We start from the raw sequence: 25,943 nt of genomic DNA on the forward strand, positions 1-25,943 counted from the left end.
CTATGAAGTATCAGGAACACGGGAGATACACAATTTGCTACGCAGACAATATTCTGTTTGTGGAGGCTTTTGGTCGCTGGAACAAAGAGTTAGCACAACGCTACTGCCAAGAGATAGAGGCCATTATTACTGTAGAAAATCCTCCCTATTGGGGATTATTCGGGGATTGCCGGGATTGGGAGATGGCAACCCCAGAGGTCTGGGCCGAATTTGATCGTTGCTATGGCTGGATGGTGAAGCACAGGATGATCTTCATGGGACTTGCCTGTAACTCCATACTATTTAAGCATTTTATTGGTCAGGTGGTTGAGCATAACCCCGAAGATCAGGCGTCTGGCGGGCAGTTTTTTTCAAAAGAGTTTGATGAGGTGCGGGAGTGGTGCCATGCTCAGCTCCTCAATTATCGAGGCTCAGATCTCTGATATCTAAGGTGATAACAGCCAGCTCGGGTGTCCAGGCTCAATAATGCAAAAGGGGTTACAGCGCGATGCGTTGTAACCCCTTGATATTCTTGGTATCCCCTAGGTGATTCAACTCTCAGAGTTCGCCTCTGGGGTGGTTGGCTGTTGCTCGGGAGTCGCTTGGTAGCTAAAGCTGTGAATGGTAATTGTCACTCGGCGGTTTTTCGCTCGGCCCTGCCTCGTTTGATTGCTGGTGATAGGCTCTTTTTCTCCGAAGCCTTCAACGAAGAGCTGCTCTGCAGCAACATCCCGGGAGAGCAGATAGCCTTCAACAGCCATGGCTCGTCGTTTTGATAACCTGAGGTTATAGGCGGCAGGGCCGCTGCTGTCTGTGTATCCTTTGATATCGACCCGGGCTTGTGGGTAGGAGCTCAGTAGTTCAGCTAACTCATTGAGTTGTGCCTTCATCGATTCACTGATCGCGGCGCTATCAAAACTAAACCACTGCTGCCCCCGGGATTCATCGAAGGTTTTCTCAATCAACATGGGAGGTGTCGTCGCTGGTGGCTCAGGAGACGTATATCCCAACCGATAGCTCAGGCTCAGGCTGGCCATTCCCGCTTGTTGATCACTCAGGCCATAGCTTGAGTCATCCAGATTGGGGATAAGCTGATATTCAAGGCGCACCATCCATCGTGGGGTGGCATCAATCTGTACCCCTAGAGCCCCCATCATACTGCTATCCTGAGCATGGTCGTAATTGACCCAGGCAACACCGGCTTTTCCATACAGTGACAGGTAGTCATTCAGGGGCAGGCTGAAACGAGGGGCCAGAGTGAGCGCCGTGACAGGGCCATCCAGCTGGGTGATTTGGTTCCCTTGCCGATAGGAGGTAGCCAGATCCCCAAAGTAATCATATCCCGCTTCAAGGCCAATATAGGGATTAAACTGCCAACCCCCGAAGCCTCCCAATGCCAGGCCATTAGCATCACATGGGGCAGTGAGTGTGGCGCAGGACTCTTTGAGCCAGCCGGCACCCACTTTTCCTCCCAGATAGCCGAAGCCATCGGCCCATGAGGGATTGCACAATAGTAAAGCGGTCGCGGCGACCAGGTTTAAGAATTTTTCATCGTCTATTTCACTTTCATTAGGAGAGCTCCCGCTACTGGCGGGGAGAAGGAAGGGTTATTCGGGTTGAGTCCATACCGCCTTGAAGTCGACGCTGACCTCACCCTGGTAGTTACCGGCGGCATGGCGTGAGGATCAGGGGCACTAAAGTTATGCAGGTGAGCCTGCCAGTCCGTGGTGGCAGTTTCGATGCCTCCGGAGCGGCCGGTCAGGGTGCTTAGACCGGTATCCGGCTCGGCATCATCTCCGGCCACTGCCAGCCACTGGGTACGGCTCAGGGCATGAGCACCGGCTCTTACTGCCACATCCATCCCGGCATCATTTTGTGACAGGGTCAGGCGAGACTTGTCACCGGCTCTGGCATACAAGGTAAAGCCGAAGCTACTATCTGCGTCGTTATTATCGAGCGTGACGGTAAAGGGCAGGGGTTGGGAGCCAAAGCTGGCGAGCTCGTTATCGTAGGCAAAGTGCAGCTCACTGTTAGGGGTGACACTCAGCCGTCCCTCCTGATCATTATCCAGGATCTGGCCTCGTCCGCTTTTGGCTTGTGAGGCGACATAGCTCCAGCCTGGGTTTACTGAGAGCTGAAAATCTTCGGTAAATTCACGCAGGGTGTCATCGATGCTGGGGATCTCGATGCGAAACTCCCGGTACCTGTTGGCAGGGTGATCTCAGCTTCTCCTCGGCTTAGGGAAACTGGCAGGACCTGGCTGTCGGCGTGAAGAGTGACTTTTGTCAGAACCAGGTCGTCGGCTGAGGCTCGGCCCGGCCATAGCTTGATAAACACACTATCGGTTGCAACCGAGGGTGTAGAGAGGTGGATATTAAAATTAAGCGGATCTCCTTCATCAGACTTGGTATTACCAACTGATTCGATCTTAAACTCAGGGTTGTGGCGGCCCAAGATAGTGATATGGGTTACTTTATACATCTGGGCTTGAGGCCCGGTGGCGAGTGCCAGCGGAATCAGTTCATCGCTCTCACTGATATCATCTTTGAGAGTGGTGATCTCAATATAACCGCTGCGCTCAGCTGCATAAGCCGGACCGTGACCTTATGACTGCCCCCCTGGCAGATGTTTATGCTAAAGCGACTCTCAGGCTCACTGCCAAAAGCTGGAAGAAATACGTTGGCCTGACAGTCGTAGTCTGTACCTGGGGTCGCCAGGGGTTTACCCTGGGTGTTTGCCCTGGGATCGACCTTCAGATACAGAGTGTCGCTAATGTCGCTGGTATAAGATGTACTGGCGTGTACCTTGCCCAATGAGAAGGAATATTCGGTGGTTTTGCCCTCCTGAACCTGGTAGTTATCCTGTGCCCAGTAGCCTTCTAACTCATCTGATACATCAAAGATCTGTGAGGCGCCATTATTGGCAGGGGTAACATGCTGACTATCCAGCGGAGTCGTTCCCTGGTTAACTACCAGGTAGGCGTTCTCATTGCCTTCATTCCGATAGTCCTGGACGGTGGGGATGAGGATCGAGAACTGACTGATACCGGCCGGCAGTCTGAAGCTAGTCCCATAGCCACTACCACTGAGGTCGATGGGCTGGTGTGAGCCCTTATAGACAACCTGAGCCTTGTCTAGCTGGAAGTCACTGGCATCGGCCTGGCGGATTATTTCCGGGGCAAAACGGGCATAGAAATCCGTTGGCTCCGGTGTTTGGCTATTCAAAGAGACTGAGTAGCGAGCCAAGTTTCCCTCATAGACGTTATGACCTATAACATGGGTAAGTTTTATGGAGGCGCCCCCAGGAGTTATAGTCCCGGTACCGAACTTGGCTATCTGCTCATCATATCTTGCTTTAGAGGCTCCCATTCGGAAGGTTTTGTCAGAGGTTTGAGTCGAGTCAGGGTTAGTTGGCAAAGTAACAATGACTTCCTTTGCTCCCTTGCTCACCCTGATATAAAGCTGATCATAACTCCAGGTTTCACCTTCAATGACTTCGGCACCCTGCAGCTTGGTGTGATTGATGTTCAGATCCAGATCTGATTTTTGTGCAGTGTTCCAATACAGTCTTAAGTTAAGACGCTCGTCCTCTCTTGCAGGTCGATTAAGCCCTACCCTGAAGCTCAGATTTTGCCCCGCCTCAGCTGTGGGTGAACTGACGCTGGTGACAGCTAGGATCATGGGAGTGATAGTCCCGGTTCCAAATTTTGCAACTTGTTCATTATAAGGTGCTTTTGAGGCACCCATCCGGAAGATTTTGTTTGAGGTTTGTGCCGGGTCTGGGTAGGTGGGCATAGTTACAGTGAGCTCTTTTGCACCCTTGTTTACCCTGATATAGAGCTGATTATAATTCCAGGTTTCACCCGGAAGTATTTCGGCACCCTGCAGCTTGGTATGCTCGATATTCAGATCTAGATCGGAGCTCTTCGCAGTATCCCACTTTAACCTCAAATTGAGCCGTTCATCCTCTCCTGCGGGGCGATTCAGAGTCACCTTAAAACTGATCTGCTGTCCAGACTCAACGGTTGGTGAGCTAGTACTGGTAACAGCTAAAGTTTCAGCACCTTTCAAATCAATTTGGGAGCTAGTGTGGGCCAGGATGTTTCCTTCTTTGATCTCAAGGCGATCCTGTGGATTGCCAAATCCACTGTTTTCGATGATAAGGTCTGCTTCGACAGGGTTAGCCGCCGGTGATGCACCATTTGGGATAAACAGCTGTACTTGTCCTTGTGACTCGAGAGATGAGATGGCCTGACTATAGGTTAACGGCTGCCAGAGACGCTTAGCTGTTCGCCAGCGAGCTGTTTTTTCATTGAGACCAGATAGATTCAGGTGCAGCCGCAACTCGCTGCTGCGGGGAGGCTCCCCAATGATCCGGTAGTGACGTAGGGTACAGATCTCTCCTGTTACGCCTTGGATGGTGCCAGGAACACAGCGCTGGTTTAGCGCTCGCTCAAAGCGGATCTCTCCACCCAGACTCAGACGAGTAAATTGCTGCAGTGAGGATGATCTGTAGCGCAGCAATTTTTGTTGTCCTTGTGGTGAATGAAGCAGCCACTCAACTCCAGAGGTCGAAAGCTGGTTGGTTCCTGGAGCAAAGAACTCAGCTGGTGCCAGTTTGCCCGCTACTTTGTGGGGGGCGCCGACGGCTCCATTGTAAAACCAGCTCACAGATTGCTTCTGTGCTGGAGATTGACCAAATAGCAGTGGAGTAAGGGTAGTCTGGGCTCCTCGAGCCTCATCTGTGGTGACATAGGCGCTGCCGGTGGGCTGATCGTGGATGCGAAATAGACTCAGGCTGGTAAGCGAGAGACCAGGGGCATGATGCGGTGGACGGATATTTAGCAGCGGCAGCTGCCATCTGTCTCCCTGTTGTGCTGTCCGGGTGTTTGTCAGGGTTATTTTCAACTTAGCGAATAACTCAGACATAGAGGGAGGATCAGCACATAGCTGAGTCTCAGGCACGAATAGTTCTAAACGATCCCCCTGGTGCAGGGAAGATATGCTGATCCCTTGTCCAAGCGGAAGCCAGTGTTCCCGTACCCTATAGCGAGCACCGTTCAGGCCCTCGGCTCGCAGCTGTAGCATCAGGTTGCTTCCGGCAAGTTGTCCCTGTAGCTGTTTGACCTCACGCAGCGGACAGATTAGTCCTGAGATCTCTCCCTGCGAGGCTATATGACAGCGGGCGTGCGGGCGTGCCAGGGTGATGGTGGCGCGTTTACGGATGCTGGCGAGCACGGGTCGGAGCTTGTGATTATCGAGCACCTCCAGAAAACGGATCATCTTTGGCTGGCCAATAGGAAGGCTCTGCAGAGCAAGGGGAGCTGTCTGGTTGAAAACTGGGTTTACAAAGCTTTTGTCGGGGATCTGGATCCGGTTGCTACCATGCTGGATTTGTGGAGTAGAAGCATCATTAGCCACACCACGAAATAGCTGAGCAGGCATGAGGTGACTTACTGCGATAACAGGAAGATCGGGTTGGTGAGGGTACCAGATCAGAGGATGGCGATTTGCACCTTCAGGATGGGTAACTCCAAACAGGGCTCCGCGGGACTGGTTACCTGAGCTATGCACTGTTGTGATATAGGTTTGTTGGCTGGGCTCATCCTTAAAGACGGCCAGATCCAGATGATTGAGTACCGGATGAGCCAGGATCTCTCTGAGCTCCTTGTATCTCTCTTTAAACTTATTCAGGAAGTTAGGATCGTGGCGATAGCGCTCGATGAGCTGCTGCCATTTTTCCGGGTGATTTTTATAGCTCTCTTTGAGCCGTTTGGCGAGTTTGGGGTGGTTTCGAATCACTTCACTCACCCGGGCTTTGAAGCGCGGGTGTAGCTCCAGCTGATGCTGCAACCTTGGGTGAGCATCGACCACTCTGGCCAGAGGCTCACCCGCACTGCTTTCGCCAAATGAAAAACAGATGATGATCATAGCCATAATAAACAGAACATATTGCAGAGTCTGGAGACTGGGAATGAGACGGTAAGTTCGTTTGAGTTTTTTCATCATAAAACCTTTTCGAAACCTATTGATTGGCCAAGAGGTTGATGGTGATCTTGTTTAGCCACTGAGCCCCATCGGTTTTTTCTGGGAGAGTGAGAGGCACGATTCGGGTCAGCTTGTCAGCGACTATGGTGAGTTCAGGGTTCTGCTGGGCAGCATTTAGATCCAGTGAGAAATAGCCGTCTTGATCTGTGCTTCCTTCGTCGACATTGCTTTGCAGAGTGACATTGCGCAGTGGCTCACCAGAGGGGAGACTAACTGGCCAAAAATGGTCACTATGGCGACCACCTGAGGCTTTATGGTGACTACATTGCCAGGGTAGAAGGTGTAACTCTCATGGCTAACCCCCAATTTGTAGGCTCGAGTGCTGTTGGGGCAGTGCGGACATAGGCGGTGTACCTGCTATAACCATCTACTGGAATAAAGTTGCGCCCTGAGCGAAGTGGGTAAGAGATATCATTGACGACCACCTCTGTATCACCGCTTTCAATATGCTCAGGCATGATAACGATAAGACCGGATTCAGACTGCTGATCACCAGGTGCTGCCTGGTGTGGCGTCCACGCCAGTGAACCACTATTACTGATACTCACCGAGTGGTTCTGCTCGTCACCCTGAGCACTCACCATGCCCTGGGCATAGTGGCCATCATAGTTGGCATAGAGGTTGTAGCTATTCTGCTCATCAAAATCTGAGCTTAAGTCTGCTCCGGCGCTGGTCACGAAGCCATCCATCTGCTTCTCAACACTCAGATCCAGGCTATCTCCATCCTCATGATGGGAGAGTCCCAGTGACAGGCTGTAATCCAGGGGGATGCTGAATAGCAGGGTGCCATAGTAGTTTTCTGAGACGTTGTTGCTACCAGTACTCTCGTTACGGTTGTAGCCTATGGTCATCTGGATATTGACGTAACGGGAGTTATAGATCTGCTGCTGATAGGTAAGCTGAGTCGCCTGGTAGCCAGAGTCATCGAAGTTTAGATCGTCACTTATTTCATAACTGGCATTGAGGGTTCCTGCCCCGGAGATCATTCGGCCAACATTGAGGCTCATCCCAAAGCTTTTAGCGTGAGTATAAAAGTAGCCTTGTAGATCCTCTCTATCGCCTGGATGGCCATCTTGGTGGGTAAACCAGGTTTGGCCAAGCTGCCAGGGCAGATCATAGTTGAGGGTTGCACTATAGCTTCGACCATTGTCCGAGGCCATCAGGTTTCCCAGCTCCACCGAAAGGCTGCTTAATAGAGGAAGGGTGATCTGACCCTCCTCCACCAGGGTGTCGCCGTTTTGATAGAGGGAGGCACTCCAGAGCACATCCTTGATGTGAGAGGCCAGGGAGAGTCCCAGCAAGCTTTTAGTTTCCTCTTCGGTTTGCAGATTGGTCTGCAGCATCGCATCGACTTGGGAGAAGGTGCGGCTGCGTTTTGCCATTCCGCCCCACAACTGCCATTTAAGATCATCTCCCTGCTGGTAGTTCATCGGCTTATTGACCCGATAGAGCCGACTAGAGCTGACGGTGCCAGCTGTGACGATATCGACTCGTACCTGATAGTTTCCCTGGGGGAAGTCTCTGGTATCGAGCTCGTGTGATCCAAGCTCAAAGCGCTGAATATCGATTAATTTGTTGTTGCGATAGACTCTGGCCTCACCCGGGGTGCTGAAATAGAGGATAATCGGGATCAGTGAGCTGCTTTTGGTTGCGCGAGAACTCTCGGCCGCATTACCAAAGGAGGCGCCGTAGACAGTGTTGTAATCCAGGGTCGAGACATTGCCCAGGCTCTGGATGCTACCACCATCGAGCAGCCCGGTGGCAACGCGGTATCCATGATAATCCCGCTCATACAGCAGGGTATCCAGGGTCCCCTGATCTTTGCCCTCATCACCAAAAAAGAGTGAGCCATCCAGATTCAGGTGATGCTCTTCAAAGCTGGTATAGCTGTCGAGATTTAGTGATCCATTGCTGCCGCTATCAGCATGATAGGCGTTGAGATCATAGTTGAGCGTACCGGTCAGCTCGTGGGTTGAGGAGGATCCGAGCTCATCGTTCTTAGCTTTACGAGTCGTAGCAAAGCTGGATTGCTCTACCTGTAGCCTCAGCGTCATTTGAGCGGGGATAAATTGCAGCTCAGCTCCGCTCTTGAGCGTGACAGCGCCGTTGGGCCTAAGCTGGATATTTTTGCTATTTTCCAGCTGGTGGAGCAGTGATGTGGTCAGCTCAAATTTATCCTCTTCAAGATGGATACTAATCTCAGAAAGAACATATTTATTACCATTCAGGGTCAGAGTTGCAGTCCCGATCTGAGGGGAATCTGGATTAATGGACTGACCGGCAACTTGCAGATAGATGGGCAGTGGCAGGCCTGACTCAAACATGGCTTTTATCTCAGGTGATAGCACTAGCTGTTCACCCGATGCCGAGATGAGACTTTTTTCAGGGGCTTTTTCAGTACTTGCCCCCTGGTGGATAACTTTATGCTGAGTTGGTCTCAGCCACTGGGGATAGATTGGCTCCTTGACAGGCATAGGCAATGCTCCTGGTGAGGAAATCACCAGAGGGAGCGCTGTAAGAATGAAGCAAGCTGATCGTGTCATTAGAGTATGAGTGAAGGTCGGGTCTGGAAGAAAAAGGCTAGTCCAGCGGGATGGAGACTAACTGTTCATTAGACCAGTAACCCAGGGAACTACCGGCTGCTGTCAGATCTATTCCTGAGTAGTGAGTACTCTTGCCTGGAGTTAGATAGATGATTTGCTGACACTTTTTATGGGCTATTCCTTTGGGCTGCTTCAGACAATCCCCATAGGCCACAGTTTTCAGAGCTGTGTTACCGGTGTTTTTCAGGGCTTTTGTTTTTGGATCATAGTGATAGCTGAGCTTAGCCTTTGTCGGATGGACGACTAGAACTGTAGATACGGTTGCCTTGGCCAGCACGGTCGCAGATTTTTTATTATCTGATTGCTTGCCCGAGATGACGGAGTCGGTCCACTGTATTGCGTAGTAGCGCTCCTGTGCGTCCCGGGGCCCTGATAAAAGAAAGTGATCGAGTTTGATTTTCCGGAGGAAGTAGAACCCGGGCCGGGGTCCACAAGACCTCTTTTTTATCGGTGTAAGGAAGCGGATTGAGGGTATAGGGAGAGTCTACTGCGATCACATTGACCTGGATCAGGTGTGCATGTTTGGTGTCAGTGTTTTCTGCATCCTGGACAATCTTACCCTGTTGCGGGTTCATCATTAGGGTTGTGGTGTTGAGGCCAACAGCCAATACCAGGTTGGATACACACAGAAGTCCCGATAACAGTAGAGTTTTGAGTCGCATAATATCTCCTCAGAGGCCAGTAAAAACCGGCTCTAAGCTGTTTGAAGTGAATTTTCCAGCAATAAGAGGTCAGGCTGTGGATTCAGCCTGACCAAGATCACAACAGTAAGTAGAGAGGTGTGTAGTAGTTCGAAGAGTTAGATCTGGCCGCCGTCAACTTCCCAGGTAGCTTTAAAGGTTGCACTGACGGTTCCCACATAGGTTGCAGACGGCATCTCTGAAGCCTCAACATTGAGCCCTTGAGGATCTGTGAAGTTACTCAACCTCAGATCTGCATAAGCGCTTCCTTTTCAAGCCGAGACATTCGGATGCTCGGCTTCTTTTCCTGGAAGGTATATGCAATGAGGCCAGCAAGGAGATTCACCATAAAGCTGACGCAGCTACGATGCCGTGAGTGTTCTATCTGAGAGATGTTCTTCAGCTGATCAAAGACGGTTTCAATGATGAAGCGTTTGCGAAGCATCAGCTTATCCCATAGCCGCATCAACTTTGGTTTCATATTCTTCCTGATGCTGGTAATTAATGTGACCCCTTGGTCTGCCAGCTCTTCTGCAAGTGGTCCTGAAATATAGCCTTTATCTCCATAGAGTGAACCCCAGAGCTGCTCGCACATTTCAGGAAGAGGAGTTCTGTCATCAACATTGGCTGGGGTTAATTTGACCGAGATAACACCACCTTGATCATTGATGATAAGGTGCAATTTAAATCCATAAAACCACCCCATGGTTCCTTTGCCACGCTTGGCAGCACCTTGAAATACTTGATGTCGAGGGATGCGAAGGTTATGGCAAACCTGAAGTTTTGTTGAGTCGACGAATGCAATCCCAGTAGGTTTTGCTTGTCTGTGGGTGAGATAGGAGCACAAAGGGACAAGGGTCGTTTGCATCAATTTCAACATCCGGGTGTAACTCACCAGGCCGGGGAACTCGCTTTTCCAGTACTTACATACGAACTGAAGATAATAGGATTTAAAGTCTCGGAATCCCAAGCGATGGAATGCGATGACGATGGTCATCACTTCACTGACAGCCAGGCGAGAGGGTCTGTTCCGCTGCTTCACACCTAAGGAGATCTGCTGTTTTTGCCAAGCGGGTAGAAAGACCTGACAGAAATCATCGACATCAACGAAAATAGCTTCTAAATTGATCATGCCCAAGCTCCTTGGCGATTGATGGTTCTGGACAAACGATCAGATCGCAGCTTGGGCTTTTAGTTCCCCTCTTATGCGCAGCTCAGGTTACTCAGCATCGCCTGGAAAGAGGAGTTACCACTCTGGGTTGAACTATTTTGTCCATCCAGATCACCAAGTCCGTCGTAAGCAACGTCATTGGCTGTATCAACCAGGGAGACCCATGAGCCATTTTGCAGTTTACTGCCGTTAGCGTAGAGGTCGACAGTCATTCGGGCATTGTTTGGACTGGCCACTGAGTTTTGGTTCCCCATCTGCGCCTCTAACTTAAACCCGGTTACATTGGTCAGGTTACTGTTGTCCAATTCAACATGGAATGCGGCATCACTGACATTGAATGCTTTGGATTTTGGCAGATATTTGAACTCAATATCACCGTTAGGCACCACAATCAGGCGTGCAGAGTCATCCTTCAGTGCAGAGACTTTCCAGGTTACCGTATCGCTATCTTTAGTGATACTTGAATCAGGTGTTGCGGCGTAGGTAAGGCTGGTGGTTGCCAAGGCCAAAGTTGCTGCGAAGGGGAGTAAATATTTTCTCATCGTTTTACCTATCTGAAATATGAAATCAACTACAGTTGGATTTGATGAGCGCATTATATGTACAGGGAGAATGCTGGCTATGACCATTCGTACATCATTTTTGGCATTTTGCGCATACAGTATATTTTCTATTTTGTGCACCAAGCTTATTGGCTAATATCTTCAGCAAACTGACAAAGAGGTTCGTCCGAGTCTCTTATTGGGGAGGGTAGGGCTATTAAAGGGCAGGTACTAGCTATGGCTACAGGTAAAGCGGTTAATGCCAAACATAATGTATGAGTCATCCATTTTAAGTCTATTGAGCTTGTAGAGCATTTAAAGTGATGACTTATACCTTGTCTGTTTATGGATTAAAAAATGAAAGGAATCTATGGATAAGCTTAAAGCGACTGTTGTTATGCTCCTTCTCTCGTTTTCTGTTCATGCGGCAGGGCGTTTGTCTGCGGGCGGAGCCAAGTGGTCTGTTACGGCTATCAAGGAGGTTAATGATAGTCTGACCATTATGCCAGTCAATAACCTACTGGTTAGTAGAGATGCATTGCTGAAACATCAATTTATCAATAGTAATCTCTTTTGGGTGGAGGAGCAGAGGGTAAATTCCACGGTAAACTACTTTGCGCTTCAGAGCCGACAAGATATTCAGCTGAGGGTTTTTGGCTTATCACAGGAAAAACTGGGGGCACAGTTGGTCTTAGAGGACAAACAGCTGAGTACAAAATGGAAGAAATTGTCAGTTGGAGAGGATGATGGCGGTACAGAGCTGACAGTTAGAGTAAGAAAACTTAAAAATAGATATAGTGCCTACTCTAAAGGAAGCTATATGTTTACTCAGACGATTATTGCCAGGTTTCGCACACTTTGGATCCTGGATGATGGGAAGCAAGATCCCGATATTGTAGCTTGATGTCATCTGGACACTTCGTTCTTTCCTATACATCCAGAGATTAGTTTGTCGTATGGCTACTCAAGCCAGTCTCACATCTCAGTCCATCGGTTATATATGGGGGATTTGCTTCTCTTTGCGCCACTTGAGAGGTGTAGTGCCTTTGTTGTTTTTAAAAAAACGGGTGAAGGACGATATATCGGTAAAACCCACTAATAGAGCGATTTGCGCCACTGTTTTTTCTGAGTTGAGGAGTAGGCGACAGGACTCTTCAAGGCGAACGGACTTCAGGATAGTGCTATAACTTAGTTTTTCCTGCTGCAGGTAATGCTGCAGTTTGCGTGTTGAGATGTTTATTGATTGAGAGACTTGAGTCAGGGAGCACTCCCCCGTAGGGAGGAGATCTATGATAGCCTGTTTGATTTGAGAGTTGAGGTTTTGAGGAGCTTCCTCACTGATATCTTGGATCTTTTTGAGCACGACCTCTTCAATGATATCACGGCGTAATCCAATAGAAGTATTCAGGAGCGCAAGGGGCAATCTCAGACCATTGAAATCAGCGCCGAACTGGATCTGACTGATATCTATCTTTGAATTCACAGGATTGACCTGGGTGAGGCACATCTGGATATCGTTGGATTTTTCGAGTAATCGTTCAACTAAGAATTTTGAACGAACCACCATACATTGATAGATCTGATCCAGCTTTAAGCCTTGATGCTCAAAGGCAAGGGTGAACTGGATGCTGATCCAGTTTTCTTCAACTTTTGGGGTGAGCTCAATTCCGGTGGCATAAATTCCAATATTTTGTAGTAGGTAGTTGAGGGCATCATTCAGGTTACTCTGCAGGGCCAGAGCAATTGCCAGTTCTTTAAACTTTAGCTGTCGATCTGATTTTGCCAGCTCGACTCCAAAACAGGGCTCTCCAGTTTTCTGAGCGGCGAGTTCCAGCAGTCTACAAAAGGAGTGGTGAGAGATAATGCGTATTATCGCGATGGCGATCACCGAATAATATGATGTCGATCACCTCAACATCCCGTCTCACAGACTGGGTTATTTTTTACCCTGAGTGATCGGCATCCGTCAACTCTGCGGTGATTTTTCTCATCGATTCTCCGCATAATTCTACACGGATCGCTCCATGAACCAGACGATCCAGGATCGCATCCGCATGGGTTGATTCACCGATCATTGTGTGCCAGTGCTCCAGCGGAAGCTGGCTGCCGATCAGTGTGGCTCCGTGACCATGGCGAGCATCGATTAACTCCAGTAGATCGCTACGCTGAAGCGCATTCAGCGACTCCAGTCCCCAGTCATCGAGGATCAGAAGCGGCGTGTTTCTCAACTGAACCATCAGCTTTCGATAGCTGCCATCAGCCTGAGCCAGCTGCAGTTGCTCCAGCAGCTCTTTAAACCGGAAGTAGCGAACCCCGAGTCCCTGCAGACAGAAGTGATGGCCCAGGGCGCAGGCCAGATAGGTTTTCCCGCACCCGGTCGCCCCGGTCAGGATCAGAGTCTGCCCCAGGCTAAGCCAGTATCCCTCTGCCAGTGAGCGGATCTGGGCTCTATGCAAGCCGCGATCACTTCGATAATCCAGTTGCTCCAGATTTGCCTGCAGCCGGAATCGGGCCTGCTTGATAAGGCGCTCGATCCGCCGCTGAGACCGATCCGTCAGCTCCTGCTCCAGCAGCAGGCTGAGTCGCTCTTCGAACCCGAGTTCCTGGTAGTGCCCGGGTTGCTGATGTTGCCTTTCCAGGGCATCCCGGATACCACTTAGTTTCAGCTCCCGAAGTTGCTGTTTGAGTTGTTCTGTCATCTTTGATCCTTAGTGATAGTAGCCTGAGCCACGGATATTGAGGTGAGTGAGCTCCGCCAGACGATCCGGCTGAGTTTCGGGCAGTGGCTGGCCATCCAGCCCCTTTTCCAGGATGGAGCGGATCCCTTTCTGATAGTAAACGCCCGTTCGGTCTGCTCGCTGGCAGGCCGCTTCTAAGCGGGGGCGTCCATATCGCTTTTCCAGGTTGAGGATCCCAAGGCTGGCCCGATATCCAAGCTCCGGGTGGGACTTTCGGTAGAGCAGCTGTTTGATCACCGCAAGCGTGGAGGGGCCTATCTCCTGAGCCCAGTTCAGAAAGCGTCCCGGGGTCCATTGCATCTGCTTTTGGTGTGCGACCGGCATATGATCGGGGTGGGTGGTTTGCCCTCCCTGCTGATAGCTGCGTGGATGTGTCGCGACACAGCGACCACCATGATAGATCCGTACCAGGTTGTCGCAGATATGCGCTTCAAGCTTGCGTTTGAGCAGGGTATAGGGAACCGAGTAGTAGTGCTTGTCGAGCTCGATGTGATAGTCGATATGAACCCGAACCGCCTTCACCCGGGTGAACTGATAGGGGTTTTGAGGCAGCGATTTGAGCACCGGTTTGTCTAGCAATTCAAACTGTGATTTACGGCTTCCCGGCAGCTTCTTGAACGGGCGATTGTTCAACTCGGTGAGCAGAGCCCCGATCCGCTGGTTTAGCTGAGCCAGACTGAAGAAGGTCTCATGGCGCAGTTTTGCCAGGATCCAGCGCTCAACGATCTGCACGCCCACCTCAGCCTTGGCTTTATCTTTGGGCTTGTAAGGACGGGCAGGAAGCACTGCAACACCATAGTGTGCAGCCAGCTGCTGATAGGTAGGATTGAGATCTGGCTCGTAGCGACACGCTCTACTGACTCCGCTTTTGAGATTATCCGGAACGATCATCTCTGGTACTCCCCCAGAAATTCGAAGGCCCGTTTATGGCTCATCACCCAGTCTTCCAGCCCCTGACTCAAGGTTGCATCGGCGTAGGTGTAGCTGGATGCACCCATCACAGCGACAAAGATCTGAGCCCGACGCTCCTCCCAGTCCTCGGATCCACGATGGGCACGGTTGGACCGCAGTAATCAACAAACAGTTTTTCACCGGCTTTATGGCTCTGACGCATTGAGGGAGACTGGCATTTACGCCACTCACGATAACGCATGCAGTAATGGTTATAGCTGTAGTGGTTCTTGGGATGTCGCTCAGCATACTCCTCCCACAGGAGTTGTAGCGTCATCCCTTTGCGTCTGAGCTCCTGATGGGCCACGGCCCAATCCGGCAGAGGAGGTGTCTGACGAACCGTGATCCGGGTCTCAAGGAACTCACGGCGCAGCCGCTCTTCATCCCACTCAGCAGGCAGAGGCCATTGGCATAGCCCCATCTGTTGGGCCCTTTTGCAGTAATTGGACACAGTCGACGGAGACACAGACAGGCTGCTTGCGATCTGGCGGTGACTCAGGCCGCCTTGGTACTTGAGTCTGAGGATCTCTTTGAGTTTTCGCATGGTGATATGCACCGTTGGCATGGCTGGCTCTCCGCTCGAGGTCAAACAGAGAGCATAGCCGGTTAAAAAAACACCTGCGAAACGGGAGTTGAAATGAATAACATTTCGGTCGGGACTGCATAATATTCATGCCGATCACCCAATAATATAAAACTCAAAAGTGATCGCCATCGATATTATTGAGCGATCGCGATCGATATTATTCAGTGATCGCTATCGATCTTATTGGGTGATCGCGATGGACCAAAAAACGCAGAGATAAATCTCTCGGTTTGCTCTAAATCCTGGATGCTTAAGCCCACTCTACTTAATAAAGGCTCAGCTGAGATTTTGTACTTCTCCAGAAGAGGTAAAAATCCAGTCAGTGCAATAGAGCGAATTAGGTGCTTATGTGTACCTGGCTCTTTCATTATTTCTCCGAAGCACTCAAATCCCTAATTCACCTGTCAGGGATCTGCTTGGTAAATTATCCCTTAACTCAAAGCATAGAGCTCATGTAGCCCTTACATTGGCTTAAGTGATTAATAAATGACAGGGATTATCAACCCTATGACTCAGAAGTATGAATCGTCCTGTGTGCAGTGTATATGGTCCCAGAAGGTATTTTCAGAGGCAAGCATGGCTATCTTTTCAATATCACTGTAGCTCTATAACCGGAGCAAGGTGTACTCGCCATCATTACACTTTTGCAGGTGTGTACCCCTAACTCAAAAATGAAGAAGGGGTTACAGCGCGATGCGTTGTAACCCCTTGAAATTCTTGGCGCTCCCGAGACGATTCGAACGTCCGACCTTGCCCTTAGGAGCGAGCTGCTAGATGGTTTTATCACATTTCATCATTTATCACGTTGTGCCTATAACCTACTGAAAACAAAGGGATTGCCATGGTTTCATTGTTTCATCTGGTACCATGATGTTTCACTGTATATAATGCATTCTGTGTACCCCTGAGTGTACCCCCAAAACATATAGATGGTGAAAAAGTGAACTCATCGATGATGATTAAGCAAGATAGGCAAATCTCCTCCCTAGAGCTTCCTGAAGGAATAAAAAGTAAAGCTATCTCAGTATATTCGAAGCATGGTGGAGGGCTTGTACTTGAGCTTAGAGAAGGGAAAAAGCCAAGGTTTCGCTATAGGTTCAGGATAGCGGGCAGGCAGCATGCAATGAACTTAGGCTCCTATCCGGCATTAAGCCTATCTAAAGCGAGAGAGGCTCATCAGGACGCTGTCCTTTTGGTTCAAAAAGGAATTGACCCGCGGCAGCACCGGAAGGCTGAGAAGGCGAAGAATGAGTCTGTGATAACTATGGGGGCTCTAGTTGAACATTGGCTAAAGTATCTTGAACAAGCAGCAGAAGAAAAGCCAGATACGATTAAAAGGCATGGCGACCGCTGGCGGCTTCATCTTTCTAAACACCTTCAGGATATTCGGCTTGAGGATCTAACCCTTGCTCACCTTTCTCAAGCTCTTGAAGATATGCGGAGTAAGGGGATCAAAGAAGAAACGCGTAAGGCTTTATCAACACTAAACCTCTGCCTGGATTTCGCGTTAGCTCGTCACTGGGTCAACCTGAATCCAGCTAGATTACTACGACCAAAAGACTTTAAGGCTTCAGTCGGATTAGGGAGAGAGCGCTGGTTGACTATTCCTGAGTTGAGGAGGCTGTGGGGAACCATAGAAGAGCTCGGAGAGCAGCGAGAAGGGATACCTCGATCTGTAATCCTAAGCCTCTCAATAGGCAATATTCTACGGATACTTATTTTGACAGGGTGTCGAAGAAGTGAAGTGGTTCAAATGCGCTTTAGTCAGCTTGAGGGTGAAAAATGGACAATACCAGAGACTAAGAATGGAAAGGCCCACACGGTTTACCTCTGCCCCTTGGCTCTTAAAATTATCCATCAACAGCACTCCATATCCAGCCCTGGATGTGACTTTGTTTTTGAATCAGATAAGAGACTGGGGCAGTCAGTTACATCAGATGCGGTAACGCGTGCTCTTACCAGGCTGCGAGAGCGTGAGCTTCCCGAGATGGAGCATTTTACGATCCATGACCTGAGAAGATCCGCTGCTACTAACTGGGCGGAACGGATAGGTGCAGAGGAGAGGATCATTGAGTTATGCCTAAACCACCAGCCACAAAACAAGCTCATCAGGACTTACCATCGTAGCAAACACTCTGAAAAATGCAGGGCTGTTTGGATGCAATGGGGAGAGCTGGTGGAGCGAGAGATTGCGAATGATCAATGTGAAAGCTCTGAGTCTAATGTCATCGCTGTAAACTTTGGAAAGTGATCACTGAGCTGCGCTTCAGTGGTGATTTCCATTAAGAGATAAGGTTACACCTTATAAGTGGAGATAAATCATGCAAGATGTAATGCCTGAAAATTTCATCTACGACTTTAATAAAGACTCCTTAACAATAGAGACTCACGGGCTAGAAGCTGCGAGAAATATGATCCGTGAAGGGGTGAACGGTTTTAATAAGCAACACAACATGTTGGTCTATAGCACAGAGGCAGGGAAGTCCAACATAGGTAATGATAGGGTTGGCATTGCACTGTTTATGGATACGGATGAAGCCCCTGTTGGTGTTGAGCTTGTTGATTTTCCTATCTATTTAGAGGGGAGTAACGAGCCGTTATATCTAGGTGATGAAAGAGTTTACAGGCATGACTACTCTGTCGTGGTTTTTAGTGTAGTGGATGGGGCTCGCACTTATGCATCTGTGCTGGGAGATGTTAGTTACTTTGATGAGGGCAGGGAGGTGATGCCTGATGGAAAGCCTTTGTATTGCAGTAAGGAAAGAACAGGGCTGTCACTCTTTTATGCGTTTACAAATGATGATGATGCACTGAGGGCTGTGGTTTTCAGGAACATGCACGCTGATCTCTTTGGATAGGAGAAAAATATGGCACGGGCTAATTGGGTTTGTAATGGCCAAGCCATACCTGTGTCCGTTTTGGCTTGCTCATGACACTTCGTTGATGAGCCTACTTATAAGGCTCTGATATGGATTCCATGCTGTGGAGTTCTTCTCTTATCCTACTGATGGTTGTCAGCTCTGGGTCTCTATCCTTCCATCTTCTCTGTAGCCATAGTGCGTTGCTCACATCACGACCCTATTTTCAGAGATATCGATCTCAGGTCTACTTCCTCTACTCCGGTTCTTTGCTCTGATGTCGGAGTGTCAATTTGCTTTAAATGTATACAATCATTGCGACTATAGAGAGATATACAGAGCTAGCAGCTCTCTCTGTAACGCCTTTTTAGGGCTATCAACAGACATGGGGTAATTTTTTTTGAACTAAATTGCTTTAAAAAACAATAGGTTAAAAACTTGTTCAGTTGGGGTCGATTTTGGTATTTGCATTTGATTTTTATGGCGTCCCCTTCGTATTTCTTTAATTGTGTTTTTTTATGTAGTCAAGATGGTTATCTATGCACTCCGTGGCTTTGCGTGTTTTTTAACCACACATTGATAATGCCCCTCTCAATAACTATTATGCGCTCTATCGAACGGAGACGATTGATAGTGGAACAATGAGACGTATTTTAGATTTAGATCGTATAGTGAGAGATGAGGAGCGTTATTATCTTACAAAGATATCTCGAACTAGAGCTTGGTAGCTAGAGCAGATAGGTCAATTTCCACGGCGCATAAAAATCAGCCCAGTTGGTAATTCCGTAGGGTGGCGGCTTTCTGATTTATTAAGATGGGTTGAAGATAGGAAATAAGCTTTAAATCCGCTTCATCATAATTGACAACCCATTACTAAAGCATATCGTTTATTCACGATTAGATAATGCACCTGAGTATATCAGGGATATCAACCTGCCTAATTTCAATGATTAGTCTAGGTGTGGATATGCTTTAGTAATGATTTGCTCTCTTATTTAGAATGAGCTGAGCAGTTATTACCCCAGTTACATTCCTATTATTTAATAGTCAAGGAGATTATAAAATGAAAAAACACCCTCCTTTTCTGTCTAAGCACAGAGAAGTTGAGCAAATTTATTGCTCTCGCAGGCTAATTCGGATTAACGAGATGCTTCATCTCCTCGGTGTTAGCCGCCCAAGCCTTTATCGTTGGGTGAAAAAAGGTGCCTTTCCAAAGCCTTTGATGTATGGAGGGCGAACCATGGGATGGTCTGAGACTGATTACTTAAACTGGTTATCAAGGAAATAATGTATGTTTGTTAATAATAACATTAATATAGGAATGGGTTGTATGGAAGCCAAAACATCAAAAAGGAAACGCTATCCTGATTCATTCAAAAAGCACTGTGTAGAATATGCTTTAAAGAGATTGAAGCAAGTGGACAGCTTCGGTCGTTCTCCAACACTAAAGAATATTGCTAGTGGGCTAGAGATTCCTACGACCACTCTCAGTAGTTGGATGAAAGATGTGAGAATCAACTCTGAGTTGAGACAGACAGCTTATAAATCCCAGGCTACTGAATCAGCGTCACCTTGTAACGAACTGCTTATAATGTTCTTGCGAATTATTATCGCCGTATTGAAAGATCTAAAGGTGATTAAAGATAATCCACTTACAATTTAACACTGTTTAATTTTAAAGGGCTGACATGTTCAGCTCTTTTTTAGTGAAAGTGGTGAAACAAAATGAAAACATGTCTGTGGTTTTCTTCCACGTTTTTGCCTGACGCATCTATTGAAGTTCGCAGCGGGCTTAGCGAAAGGTCTTGGTTGTTCGTTTTTTAGTCGCAGGATATTCATATTATTTAGGGGTTTTATGGCTGTCACTCATGAGGCTGATCTATTTGATTATCGGGGATGGTTCTGGCCAGTCATGTCATTTTCAGATGGACTTCGCCGATCAATCATGCAACGGGTCATTGATCAGCTGGAGATGATGCTTCTTCGTTACTCAAGAGTGCTGGTGGTTCGGTTTGATCTACACCTGGCAGAGTACAGCTCAAATAATGGGATCATCAGTCTGTTTCAAGCTCGATTATCGAAGCGGCTAAAGAAGAAGTATGGTGGAGAGGTTGGATACGCATGGGTCAGAGAGCAGGTCAATGCTATTGCTCAACACTACCACTATGCCTTGATGCTTAACGGCCATAAAGTGAACTATCCATCTTCACTACTTGAGATGGTTGAAGAGATCTGGTGCGCTTTGGGAAATCCTAAGCCTTATACCCCTAAAAACTGCTACTACCTAATTCACCGCCAACGAGATGATGAGATCAAGAAGGTAGTCTACCGGCTGAGTTATCTTGCCAAAAACTACAGCAAGAGAAAGAGGGGAAAGCAAGTGAAGGATTATCAGACAAGCCGGCTCAAAAGCCCCGCATGATCACTTTTCTTGCTGCACGAAAAAAAGTGATCACTTAATGGGGATCACAATAGCCTTTGGAATGCGCCCCTGATCCCCTAAGAGCCTTGTATCTAAAGGGCTGGAGCCTCAAAAAATCACACGAGGCCGGTAATGAAATGATCACATGCTGAAACTCTGGATCGCCGCGCGCGGGCGTGCGCGCGATTATATGGCATTGTTAATTAGTAAGTTAGGGATTCGTGGGTATGTGCGGTGGTTATAAAGCTTCGGGTGGTCAGTCCCTCAAAAGGGGCAAAATGGGTCTCTTTAGACCGTCCCTCAAAGGGATTCCACTGATTGTCTCTATGGGGTTTGTTTTTTCAAAGAGACGGGTTACATTGAATGGATTCTCTATTAACTCTAAGTATTCATAGGGACAAAAGAGGTACACAAGAGTGACAACCTATATTTACGCTCGGGTATCGACCACCGAGCAGCATGTTCAGCAACAGGCTGACTATCTGGCGGAGCGCTACTCCCACGATGAGATAGTTACTGAGGAGTTTTCCGGTAAGTCGATGGAGCGGCCGGTCTTCAGTAAGCTCATTGAGAGGTTGGTTGAAGGGGATAGCCTGATCGTCAAAGAGGTGAGCCGCTTGGGCCGCAATACCTCAGAGGTTTCAGGTTTAGCATCTGATCTCAAAGTACGTGGAGTTCGGCTGGTGGTTGATCAGCTGGGTGGCATTGATGTCACATCATCCTCAGGTAAGTTGATCCTGGATGTGATGGCTGCTTGTGCTGAGATGGAACGCACAACAATGCTGGAGCGCCAGCGGGTTGGTATCGAGCGAGCCAAAGCTGAAGGGCGCTATAAGGGAAGAGCCCCAGTTGCTTCCGAGCTGGTGGAAATGGTGCTTACCATGAATAGCCATGGCGTGAAGGTACCGGTGATCTGTAAGCAGACCGGACTTGGGCGCTCGACAGTCTATAGGCTAATTAAGCAGGGTTTGGGGAGTAGCAGGTATGGTGCTCAGTCATCTGCCTGATTTTAGTACATGTGAATCTATTCAGTATGGACCTGTCGTGGGCTGCGACATATCATGGCGGCCATACAGATTTAGCTTCGGGCGATCGCGCTACTTCTCACTTTTCAAAGCCTCATATTGTGACAGGTCATGCTTTGCCTGGGGCATTTCATTATATAATCCAGTCCCATACAGTCTCAATTGTCCCTATAGCGGCACTCATGATCCCTTGTATGGCGTCGCAGACAGGAAGCTGCACCGATTTTTACTAGCAGCTGGTGGCCCTAAGCGACCCAGCAACAATCAGCAGGATTTTTTATGAACGATCAAGAACAACAGTTTCTCAACGCACTGGATGCCAAGCTGTGGCAGGCCGCCGATAAGCTGCGCTCCACCCTGGATGCAGCCCAATATAAGCACGCGGTGTTGGGGTTGATTTTCGTCAAATATGTGACCGATTCCTTTAGCCTGCGCCGTGATGAGATCAAGGCCGACTTTCAAAATCCTGGGCATGAGTATTTCCTGGACCCTGCTGATTTTGAGGGTGGCATTGAGGGTGAAGAGTACCAGCAGGAGCTTGAGATCGAGCTGGAGCAGCGTGACTACTACCGGGAGCAGAATGTGTTTTGGGTACCGACCGAGGCACGCTGGAAGTTCCTGCAGGATAAGGCGCCACTGGCGATCGGTGGTTGTGAGCTGGAAAGTGGCGGCAAGAGCAAGAAGATCACCTCTGTGGGTCACCTGATAGATAACGCCCTGGATGCCCTGGAGCGCGATAACCCAGCTCTTAAGGGCTTTCTCAATAAGCACTATTCGCAGCTCAAGATCGACCAGAGCAAGTTAAAGGAGCTGATCGATCTCATCGCAACCATCCCCTTTAACCATGACTCGCTCAACAGCAAGGATATTCTGGGGCATGTCTATGAGTACATGCTAGGCCAGTTTGCCCTGGCTGAGGGCAAGAAGGGTGGCCAGTTCTATACGCCGAAGTCAATCGTTAGCCTGATTGTTGAGATGATCGAGCCTTTCGAGGGGCGAGTTTACGATCCAGCGATGGGCTCAGGTGGCTTCTTTGTCCAGTCTGAGCGCTTTATCGAGAACCACGCTGACAAGCTGCATGTAGACGCCAGTGCCCAGAAGCAGAAGATCTCCATCTATGGTCAGGAGTACAACCACACTACCTGGCAGCTGGCCGGGATGAATATGGTGATCCGAGGTCTGGACTTTAATTTCGGCACTGAGCCAGCGAGCTCCTACACCCATGATCAGCACCCGGACCTGCGAGCTGACTTCATCATGGCTAATCCGCCATTTAACATGAAGGAGTGGAACGCCGGGGTGGATGATAACGACCCGCGCTGGGTATATGGCACCCCACCAGCCGGTAATGCCAACTTTGCCTGGCTGCAACACATGCTGCATCACCTGGCACCCGATGGCTCTCAGGCGCTGCTGCTGGCCAACGGCTCGATGAGTTCTACCTCCGGCGGTGAGGGTGAGATCCGCGCCGCATTGGTGGAGAACGATTTGGTGGAGTGTATGGTGGCGTTGCCGGGCCAGCTCTTCACCAACACCCAGATCCCGGCTTGTATCTGGTTCCTGACCAAGAACAAGCGTGGGCGCACTGACAAAGCTGGCCGTCAGCTGCGCGAGCGCAAGGGCGAGGTGTTGTTTATCGATGCGCGTAACCTTGGCTATATGAAGGACCGGGTACTACGTGATTTTGCCGCTGAAGATATCCAGAAGGTCTCTGATCTCTACCATGCCTGGAAGACCGGCGCTGAGGTGAACGGCGTAGGCTATGAAGATGTGGCGGGTTTCTGTAAATCGGCGACACTGGCTGAGATCGAGAAGCATGACTTTGTGCTGACTCCGGGCCGCTATGTGGGCGCCGCCGAGGAGGAGGAGGATGGCATCCCCTTTGCCGAGAAGATGGCAGGTTTGACTGCCAAACTCAGTGAGCAGTTTGCTGAGAGCGACCGCCTGGAAGCAGAGATCAAGGTGAATCTGAAGGGGTTGGGTTATGAGTGCTGATTGGCCTGTGATTACTTTAGAGCAGATTATTGAACATCAGAAAGGTTTTGCTTTTAAATCTAAGGATTATATCGGGGAAGGTACTCCTGTTATTCGTGTTAGTAACTTCACCTTAGATAGCGTTGATATATCTGATTTAAAATATGTAGATGAAAGCATAGCCTCCAAGCAGAAGGCTGTATCTTTAGAAACCGGAGATGTTGTTATCGCAACAGTTGGTTCTTGGCCAACAAATCCAGCATCGGTTGTTGGAAAAACTGTTTGTATTCCTGAGGTGGCTAATAACTCTTTACTGAATCAAAATGCTGTTCGATTAAGGGTGAAAAGTGGTCATCAACAGGATCAGGTTTTTCTTTATTATTTATTGAAAAATAAAAACTTTTCAGACTACATTGTTTCAACAGCTCAAGGTAGTGCAAACCAAGCGAGCATTACGCTAAAAGATATCTTTGGATATGAGTTTCATTATCCCGAAGGTCCTTCAAGAGCCTCCATTGGAGGTGTCCTAAAATCAATCGATGACAAAATAGCTCTCAACACCCAAACAAACCAGACCCTGGAGCAGATGGCGCAGGCGCTGTTTAAGAGCTGGTTTGTGGATTTTGAGCCGGTCAAGGCCAAGCTTAAGACCCTGGAAGCTGGCGGCAGCGCCGAACAGGCCACCCTGACAGCAATGACCGCTATCAGCGGCAAATCAGCCGATGAACTAGCGCAGCTTGAGGCCTCCAGCCCCGAACAGTACGCCGAGCTCAAAGCCACCGCCGAGCTGTTCCCCGCAGCACTGCAGGAGAGTGAACTGGGCCAGATCCCGGAGGGGTGGGAAGTCGGATCTCTCGGGGAGATTGCATCCGCGAAAGGGGGGTATGCCTTCAAGAGTAAACAGTTTATTGATGAAGGTAATCCAGTTATCAAGATTAAAAATATTACATCGGCAGGCACAGTTAATACGAGCGATTGTCAGTGTATTGATGATGACATAGCGAATACGGCATCAAGGTTCAAGCTCTCAGATGGTGATCTTTTGATGGCTATGACAGGTGCGACTGTGGGTAAGAGTGGTATTTATGTATCTGATGGCCGGGATGCTTACCTCAACCAGCGAGTAGCGAAGTTTGAGTCAAAAGTTGATAGCTCAAGCCCATGTTGGTTCACATATAACTTAGTCAATAAAGATAGCATCTTCGAACAGGTTGTCGGAGCTGCTCAAGGTAGTGCACAGCCCAATATTAGCTCTAAGGGGATAGAGCAGATTAAGACAGTTGTCCCACCCTTCGAGTTGATTAAAGAGTATCAAAGAGTTGTTTATCCTTTTTATTCTAAATGGATCAGTAGTTATAGGGAATGTAGTCAATTAGCCTCCCTTCGCGACACCCTCCTGCCCAAACTCCTCTCCGGTGAGCTAACTCTACCAGAGGCCGAGCAGCAGGTTGAGGTAAGTCAATGACCAGCCGGGTGGAGATGATCATTGAGACCCTTAAGGCCAACTCCGGGCGCCAGTTCAGCGCCCGGGATCTGGCTCGGGAGTTTCTGAGTCGCTATCCCGAGGAGATGGCACTCAAACAGCAGAATCCCCGCTATGCGACCGAGGATGCGCTGATTGCCCAGCTGGCCGCCGAGATTGGCGGGGAGCGCACAGTCACCGCCAAGCAGAAGTGCCCCCAAGTCTCGACTCGGGATAAGCCGCGACCTCGCCTCTACTTCTGGCAGGATACGCCTGAGATGGAGCCTTCTGCTGAGGATGAGGGGGAGCCAGAGATGGCTCAGGCCCACAGCGAGCATGATCTTTACCCCTTGTTGATGGGTTATCTCCAGCAGGAGCATAAGCTTTACTGTCAGCGCATCGATGAGAAGCGCTCACGTAACAGCAAGGGCAGTGGAGGCAATCACTGGTTGCACCCGGATATCGTGGCGATTGAACCTTTGGATCGGGGCTGGAATGAGGCGGTGCGCACCTGTGTGCGTCACGGCAACTACAGCTCGGCGCGGCTGTGGTCGTTTGAGGTAAAAAAAGATCTCAGTATCGGTAATGTACGGCAGTGCTTTTTTCAGGCGGTCTCCAACTCCAGCTGGGCGAACCTGGGATATCTGGTGACTACCGGGTTGCGCGATGGGGTAGAGCCGGAGCTGCAGATGCTGTCGGCCCTGCATGGCATCGGGGTGATCCTGCTTAATAGTGAGGAGCCCTATGAGAGCCAGATCCTGATCCCGGCCCGGGAACGTAGTAGCGTGGACTGGCAGTCGGTGAATCGCATCGTGGCGGAGAACCGAGATTTTCACCACTATATCGAGCAGATCGGCATCTACTACCAGACTGGTAAGCTGTTGGATAGAGCCTGGAACCGATAA

The 25,943-nt window shown here is 49.2% G+C and carries 22 protein-coding genes and 1 pseudogene; 11 read left to right on the forward strand and 12 right to left on the reverse strand.

Annotation, left to right across the window (positions count from 1 at the left end; translation table 11 throughout):
• Window positions 1-2: 2 nt before the first annotated feature.
• Complete coding sequence (locus tag DB847_RS04670; RefSeq protein ID WP_108649659.1) at window positions 3-422, forward strand: hypothetical protein; 420 nt, start codon at window positions 3-5, stop codon at window positions 420-422.
• Between the two features lie 108 nt (window positions 423-530).
• Here DB847_RS04670 and DB847_RS04675 read toward each other — a convergent pair whose 3' ends face one another.
• The 9 genes from DB847_RS04675 to DB847_RS04715 form a co-directional block, all read right to left on the reverse strand.
• A complete protein-coding gene (locus tag DB847_RS04675) occupies window positions 531-1,490 on the reverse strand; it encodes an OmpA family protein (protein ID WP_108649660.1) in 960 nt (319 codons plus the stop codon).
• A 44-nt stretch (window positions 1,491-1,534) separates the two neighbouring features.
• Window positions 1,535-1,897, reverse strand: coding sequence for a hypothetical protein (locus DB847_RS04680; protein WP_108649661.1), 363 nt, complete (start codon window positions 1,895-1,897; stop codon window positions 1,535-1,537).
• Between the two features lie 598 nt (window positions 1,898-2,495).
• Window positions 2,496-5,984 (reverse strand): hypothetical protein, encoded by a 3,489-nt coding sequence (locus DB847_RS04690; protein WP_108649663.1) that lies wholly within the window; start codon window positions 5,982-5,984, stop codon window positions 2,496-2,498.
• A 302-nt stretch (window positions 5,985-6,286) separates the two neighbouring features.
• Window positions 6,287-8,500, reverse strand: coding sequence for a TcfC E-set like domain-containing protein (locus tag DB847_RS04695; RefSeq protein WP_159084406.1), 2,214 nt, complete (start codon window positions 8,498-8,500; stop codon window positions 6,287-6,289).
• Between the two features lie 106 nt (window positions 8,501-8,606).
• Complete coding sequence (locus tag DB847_RS26540) at window positions 8,607-8,906, reverse strand: EcpB family pilus assembly chaperone (protein WP_108649665.1); 300 nt, start codon at window positions 8,904-8,906, stop codon at window positions 8,607-8,609.
• A 16-nt stretch (window positions 8,907-8,922) separates the two neighbouring features.
• Entirely contained in the window at window positions 8,923-9,291 is a 369-nt protein-coding gene (locus tag DB847_RS04705) for a hypothetical protein (protein ID WP_108649666.1), read from the reverse strand.
• A 137-nt stretch (window positions 9,292-9,428) separates the two neighbouring features.
• Window positions 9,429-9,554, reverse strand: coding sequence for a hypothetical protein (locus DB847_RS25940; protein ID WP_267897741.1), 126 nt, complete (start codon window positions 9,552-9,554; stop codon window positions 9,429-9,431).
• Window positions 9,555-9,556: 2 nt separating this feature from the next.
• Window positions 9,557-10,441 (reverse strand): IS982 family transposase, encoded by an 885-nt coding sequence (locus DB847_RS04710; protein ID WP_108649240.1) that lies wholly within the window; start codon window positions 10,439-10,441, stop codon window positions 9,557-9,559.
• A 71-nt stretch (window positions 10,442-10,512) separates the two neighbouring features.
• A complete protein-coding gene (locus tag DB847_RS04715) occupies window positions 10,513-11,022 on the reverse strand; it encodes a common pilus major fimbrillin subunit EcpA (RefSeq protein ID WP_159084407.1) in 510 nt (169 codons plus the stop codon).
• Window positions 11,023-11,392: 370 nt separating this feature from the next.
• Between DB847_RS04715 and DB847_RS04720 the strand changes: the two genes are divergently transcribed.
• Entirely contained in the window at window positions 11,393-11,926 is a 534-nt protein-coding gene (locus DB847_RS04720; RefSeq protein ID WP_108649668.1) for a hypothetical protein, read from the forward strand.
• Between the two features lie 90 nt (window positions 11,927-12,016).
• Here DB847_RS04720 and DB847_RS04725 read toward each other — a convergent pair whose 3' ends face one another.
• The 3 genes and pseudogenes from DB847_RS04725 to istA form a co-directional block, all read right to left on the reverse strand.
• Window positions 12,017-12,910 carry a helix-turn-helix domain-containing protein gene (locus DB847_RS04725; protein WP_108649669.1) on the reverse strand — a complete coding sequence of 298 codons (894 nt, stop codon included), beginning with the start codon at window positions 12,908-12,910 and terminating at the stop codon, window positions 12,017-12,019.
• 55 nt (window positions 12,911-12,965) lie between these two features.
• A complete protein-coding gene (gene istB, locus DB847_RS04730) occupies window positions 12,966-13,721 on the reverse strand; it encodes an IS21-like element helper ATPase IstB (RefSeq protein WP_108649424.1) in 756 nt (251 codons plus the stop codon).
• Window positions 13,722-13,730: 9 nt separating this feature from the next.
• Window positions 13,731-15,276, reverse strand: a pseudogene (gene istA, locus DB847_RS04735) (IS21 family transposase).
• A 973-nt stretch (window positions 15,277-16,249) separates the two neighbouring features.
• Here istA and DB847_RS04740 point away from each other — a divergent pair.
• From DB847_RS04740 to DB847_RS04785, 9 genes are all read left to right on the forward strand, one after another.
• Window positions 16,250-17,548 carry a tyrosine-type recombinase/integrase gene (locus DB847_RS04740; RefSeq protein WP_108649670.1) on the forward strand — a complete coding sequence of 433 codons (1,299 nt, stop codon included), beginning with the start codon at window positions 16,250-16,252 and terminating at the stop codon, window positions 17,546-17,548.
• Window positions 17,549-17,618: 70 nt separating this feature from the next.
• Window positions 17,619-18,155, forward strand: coding sequence for a hypothetical protein (locus DB847_RS04745; RefSeq protein WP_108649671.1), 537 nt, complete (start codon window positions 17,619-17,621; stop codon window positions 18,153-18,155).
• A 1,147-nt stretch (window positions 18,156-19,302) separates the two neighbouring features.
• Window positions 19,303-19,443 carry a helix-turn-helix transcriptional regulator gene (locus DB847_RS26545; RefSeq protein ID WP_407644453.1) on the forward strand — a complete coding sequence of 47 codons (141 nt, stop codon included), beginning with the start codon at window positions 19,303-19,305 and terminating at the stop codon, window positions 19,441-19,443.
• A 3-nt stretch (window positions 19,444-19,446) separates the two neighbouring features.
• Complete coding sequence (locus tag DB847_RS04760) at window positions 19,447-19,818, forward strand: hypothetical protein (protein WP_108649673.1); 372 nt, start codon at window positions 19,447-19,449, stop codon at window positions 19,816-19,818.
• A gap of 192 nt (window positions 19,819-20,010) precedes the next feature.
• A complete protein-coding gene (locus DB847_RS04765; protein ID WP_108649674.1) occupies window positions 20,011-20,577 on the forward strand; it encodes a YagK/YfjJ domain-containing protein in 567 nt (188 codons plus the stop codon).
• Between the two features lie 416 nt (window positions 20,578-20,993).
• The gene (locus DB847_RS04770) at window positions 20,994-21,584 is read left to right on the forward strand and encodes a recombinase family protein (protein ID WP_108649675.1); all 591 of its coding nucleotides are present in this window, start codon (window positions 20,994-20,996) and stop codon (window positions 21,582-21,584) included.
• A 297-nt stretch (window positions 21,585-21,881) separates the two neighbouring features.
• Window positions 21,882-23,597: a class I SAM-dependent DNA methyltransferase gene (locus DB847_RS04775; RefSeq protein ID WP_108649676.1), complete on the forward strand. Its 1,716-nt coding sequence runs from the start codon at window positions 21,882-21,884 to the stop codon at window positions 23,595-23,597.
• A complete protein-coding gene (locus tag DB847_RS04780) occupies window positions 23,587-25,041 on the forward strand; it encodes a restriction endonuclease subunit S (RefSeq protein WP_108649677.1) in 1,455 nt (484 codons plus the stop codon). The genes DB847_RS04775 and DB847_RS04780 overlap by 11 nt, the downstream gene beginning before the upstream one ends.
• On the forward strand, window positions 25,038-25,943 hold the full coding sequence (locus DB847_RS04785) for a COG2958 family protein (RefSeq protein ID WP_108649678.1): 906 nt from the start codon (window positions 25,038-25,040) through the stop codon (window positions 25,941-25,943). Before DB847_RS04780 ends, DB847_RS04785 begins: the two co-directional genes overlap by 4 nt.

This window comes from Dongshaea marina (genome assembly GCF_003072645.1).
Classification (GTDB): Bacteria; Pseudomonadota; Gammaproteobacteria; order Enterobacterales; family Aeromonadaceae; genus Dongshaea; species Dongshaea marina.

What these genes read in the sequence shown, in the direction of transcription:
- DB847_RS04670 (WP_108649659.1), top strand. Translation starts at nt 3, where the DNA reads ATGAAGTATCAGGAACACGGGAGATACACAATTTGCTACGCAGACAAT.
- DB847_RS04690 (WP_108649663.1), bottom strand. Translation starts at nt 5,984, where the DNA reads ATGAAAAAACTCAAACGAACTTACCGTCTCATTCCCAGTCTCCAGACT.
- DB847_RS04695 (WP_159084406.1), bottom strand. Translation starts at nt 8,500, where the DNA reads ATGCCTGTCAAGGAGCCAATCTATCCCCAGTGGCTGAGACCAACTCAG.
- DB847_RS04705 (WP_108649666.1), bottom strand. Translation starts at nt 9,291, where the DNA reads ATGCGACTCAAAACTCTACTGTTATCGGGACTTCTGTGTGTATCCAAC.
- DB847_RS04710 (WP_108649240.1), bottom strand. Translation starts at nt 10,441, where the DNA reads ATGATCAATTTAGAAGCTATTTTCGTTGATGTCGATGATTTCTGTCAG.
- DB847_RS04715 (WP_159084407.1), bottom strand. Translation starts at nt 11,022, where the DNA reads ATGAGAAAATATTTACTCCCCTTCGCAGCAACTTTGGCCTTGGCAACC.
- DB847_RS04720 (WP_108649668.1), top strand. Translation starts at nt 11,393, where the DNA reads ATGGATAAGCTTAAAGCGACTGTTGTTATGCTCCTTCTCTCGTTTTCT.
- istB (WP_108649424.1), bottom strand. Translation starts at nt 13,721, where the DNA reads ATGACAGAACAACTCAAACAGCAACTTCGGGAGCTGAAACTAAGTGGT.
- DB847_RS04740 (WP_108649670.1), top strand. Translation starts at nt 16,250, where the DNA reads ATGATGATTAAGCAAGATAGGCAAATCTCCTCCCTAGAGCTTCCTGAA.
- DB847_RS04745 (WP_108649671.1), top strand. Translation starts at nt 17,619, where the DNA reads ATGCAAGATGTAATGCCTGAAAATTTCATCTACGACTTTAATAAAGAC.
- DB847_RS26545 (WP_407644453.1), top strand. Translation starts at nt 19,303, where the DNA reads ATGCTTCATCTCCTCGGTGTTAGCCGCCCAAGCCTTTATCGTTGGGTG.
- DB847_RS04760 (WP_108649673.1), top strand. Translation starts at nt 19,447, where the DNA reads ATGTTTGTTAATAATAACATTAATATAGGAATGGGTTGTATGGAAGCC.
- DB847_RS04765 (WP_108649674.1), top strand. Translation starts at nt 20,011, where the DNA reads ATGGCTGTCACTCATGAGGCTGATCTATTTGATTATCGGGGATGGTTC.
- DB847_RS04775 (WP_108649676.1), top strand. Translation starts at nt 21,882, where the DNA reads ATGAACGATCAAGAACAACAGTTTCTCAACGCACTGGATGCCAAGCTG.
- DB847_RS04780 (WP_108649677.1), top strand. Translation starts at nt 23,587, where the DNA reads ATGAGTGCTGATTGGCCTGTGATTACTTTAGAGCAGATTATTGAACAT.
- DB847_RS04785 (WP_108649678.1), top strand. Translation starts at nt 25,038, where the DNA reads ATGACCAGCCGGGTGGAGATGATCATTGAGACCCTTAAGGCCAACTCC.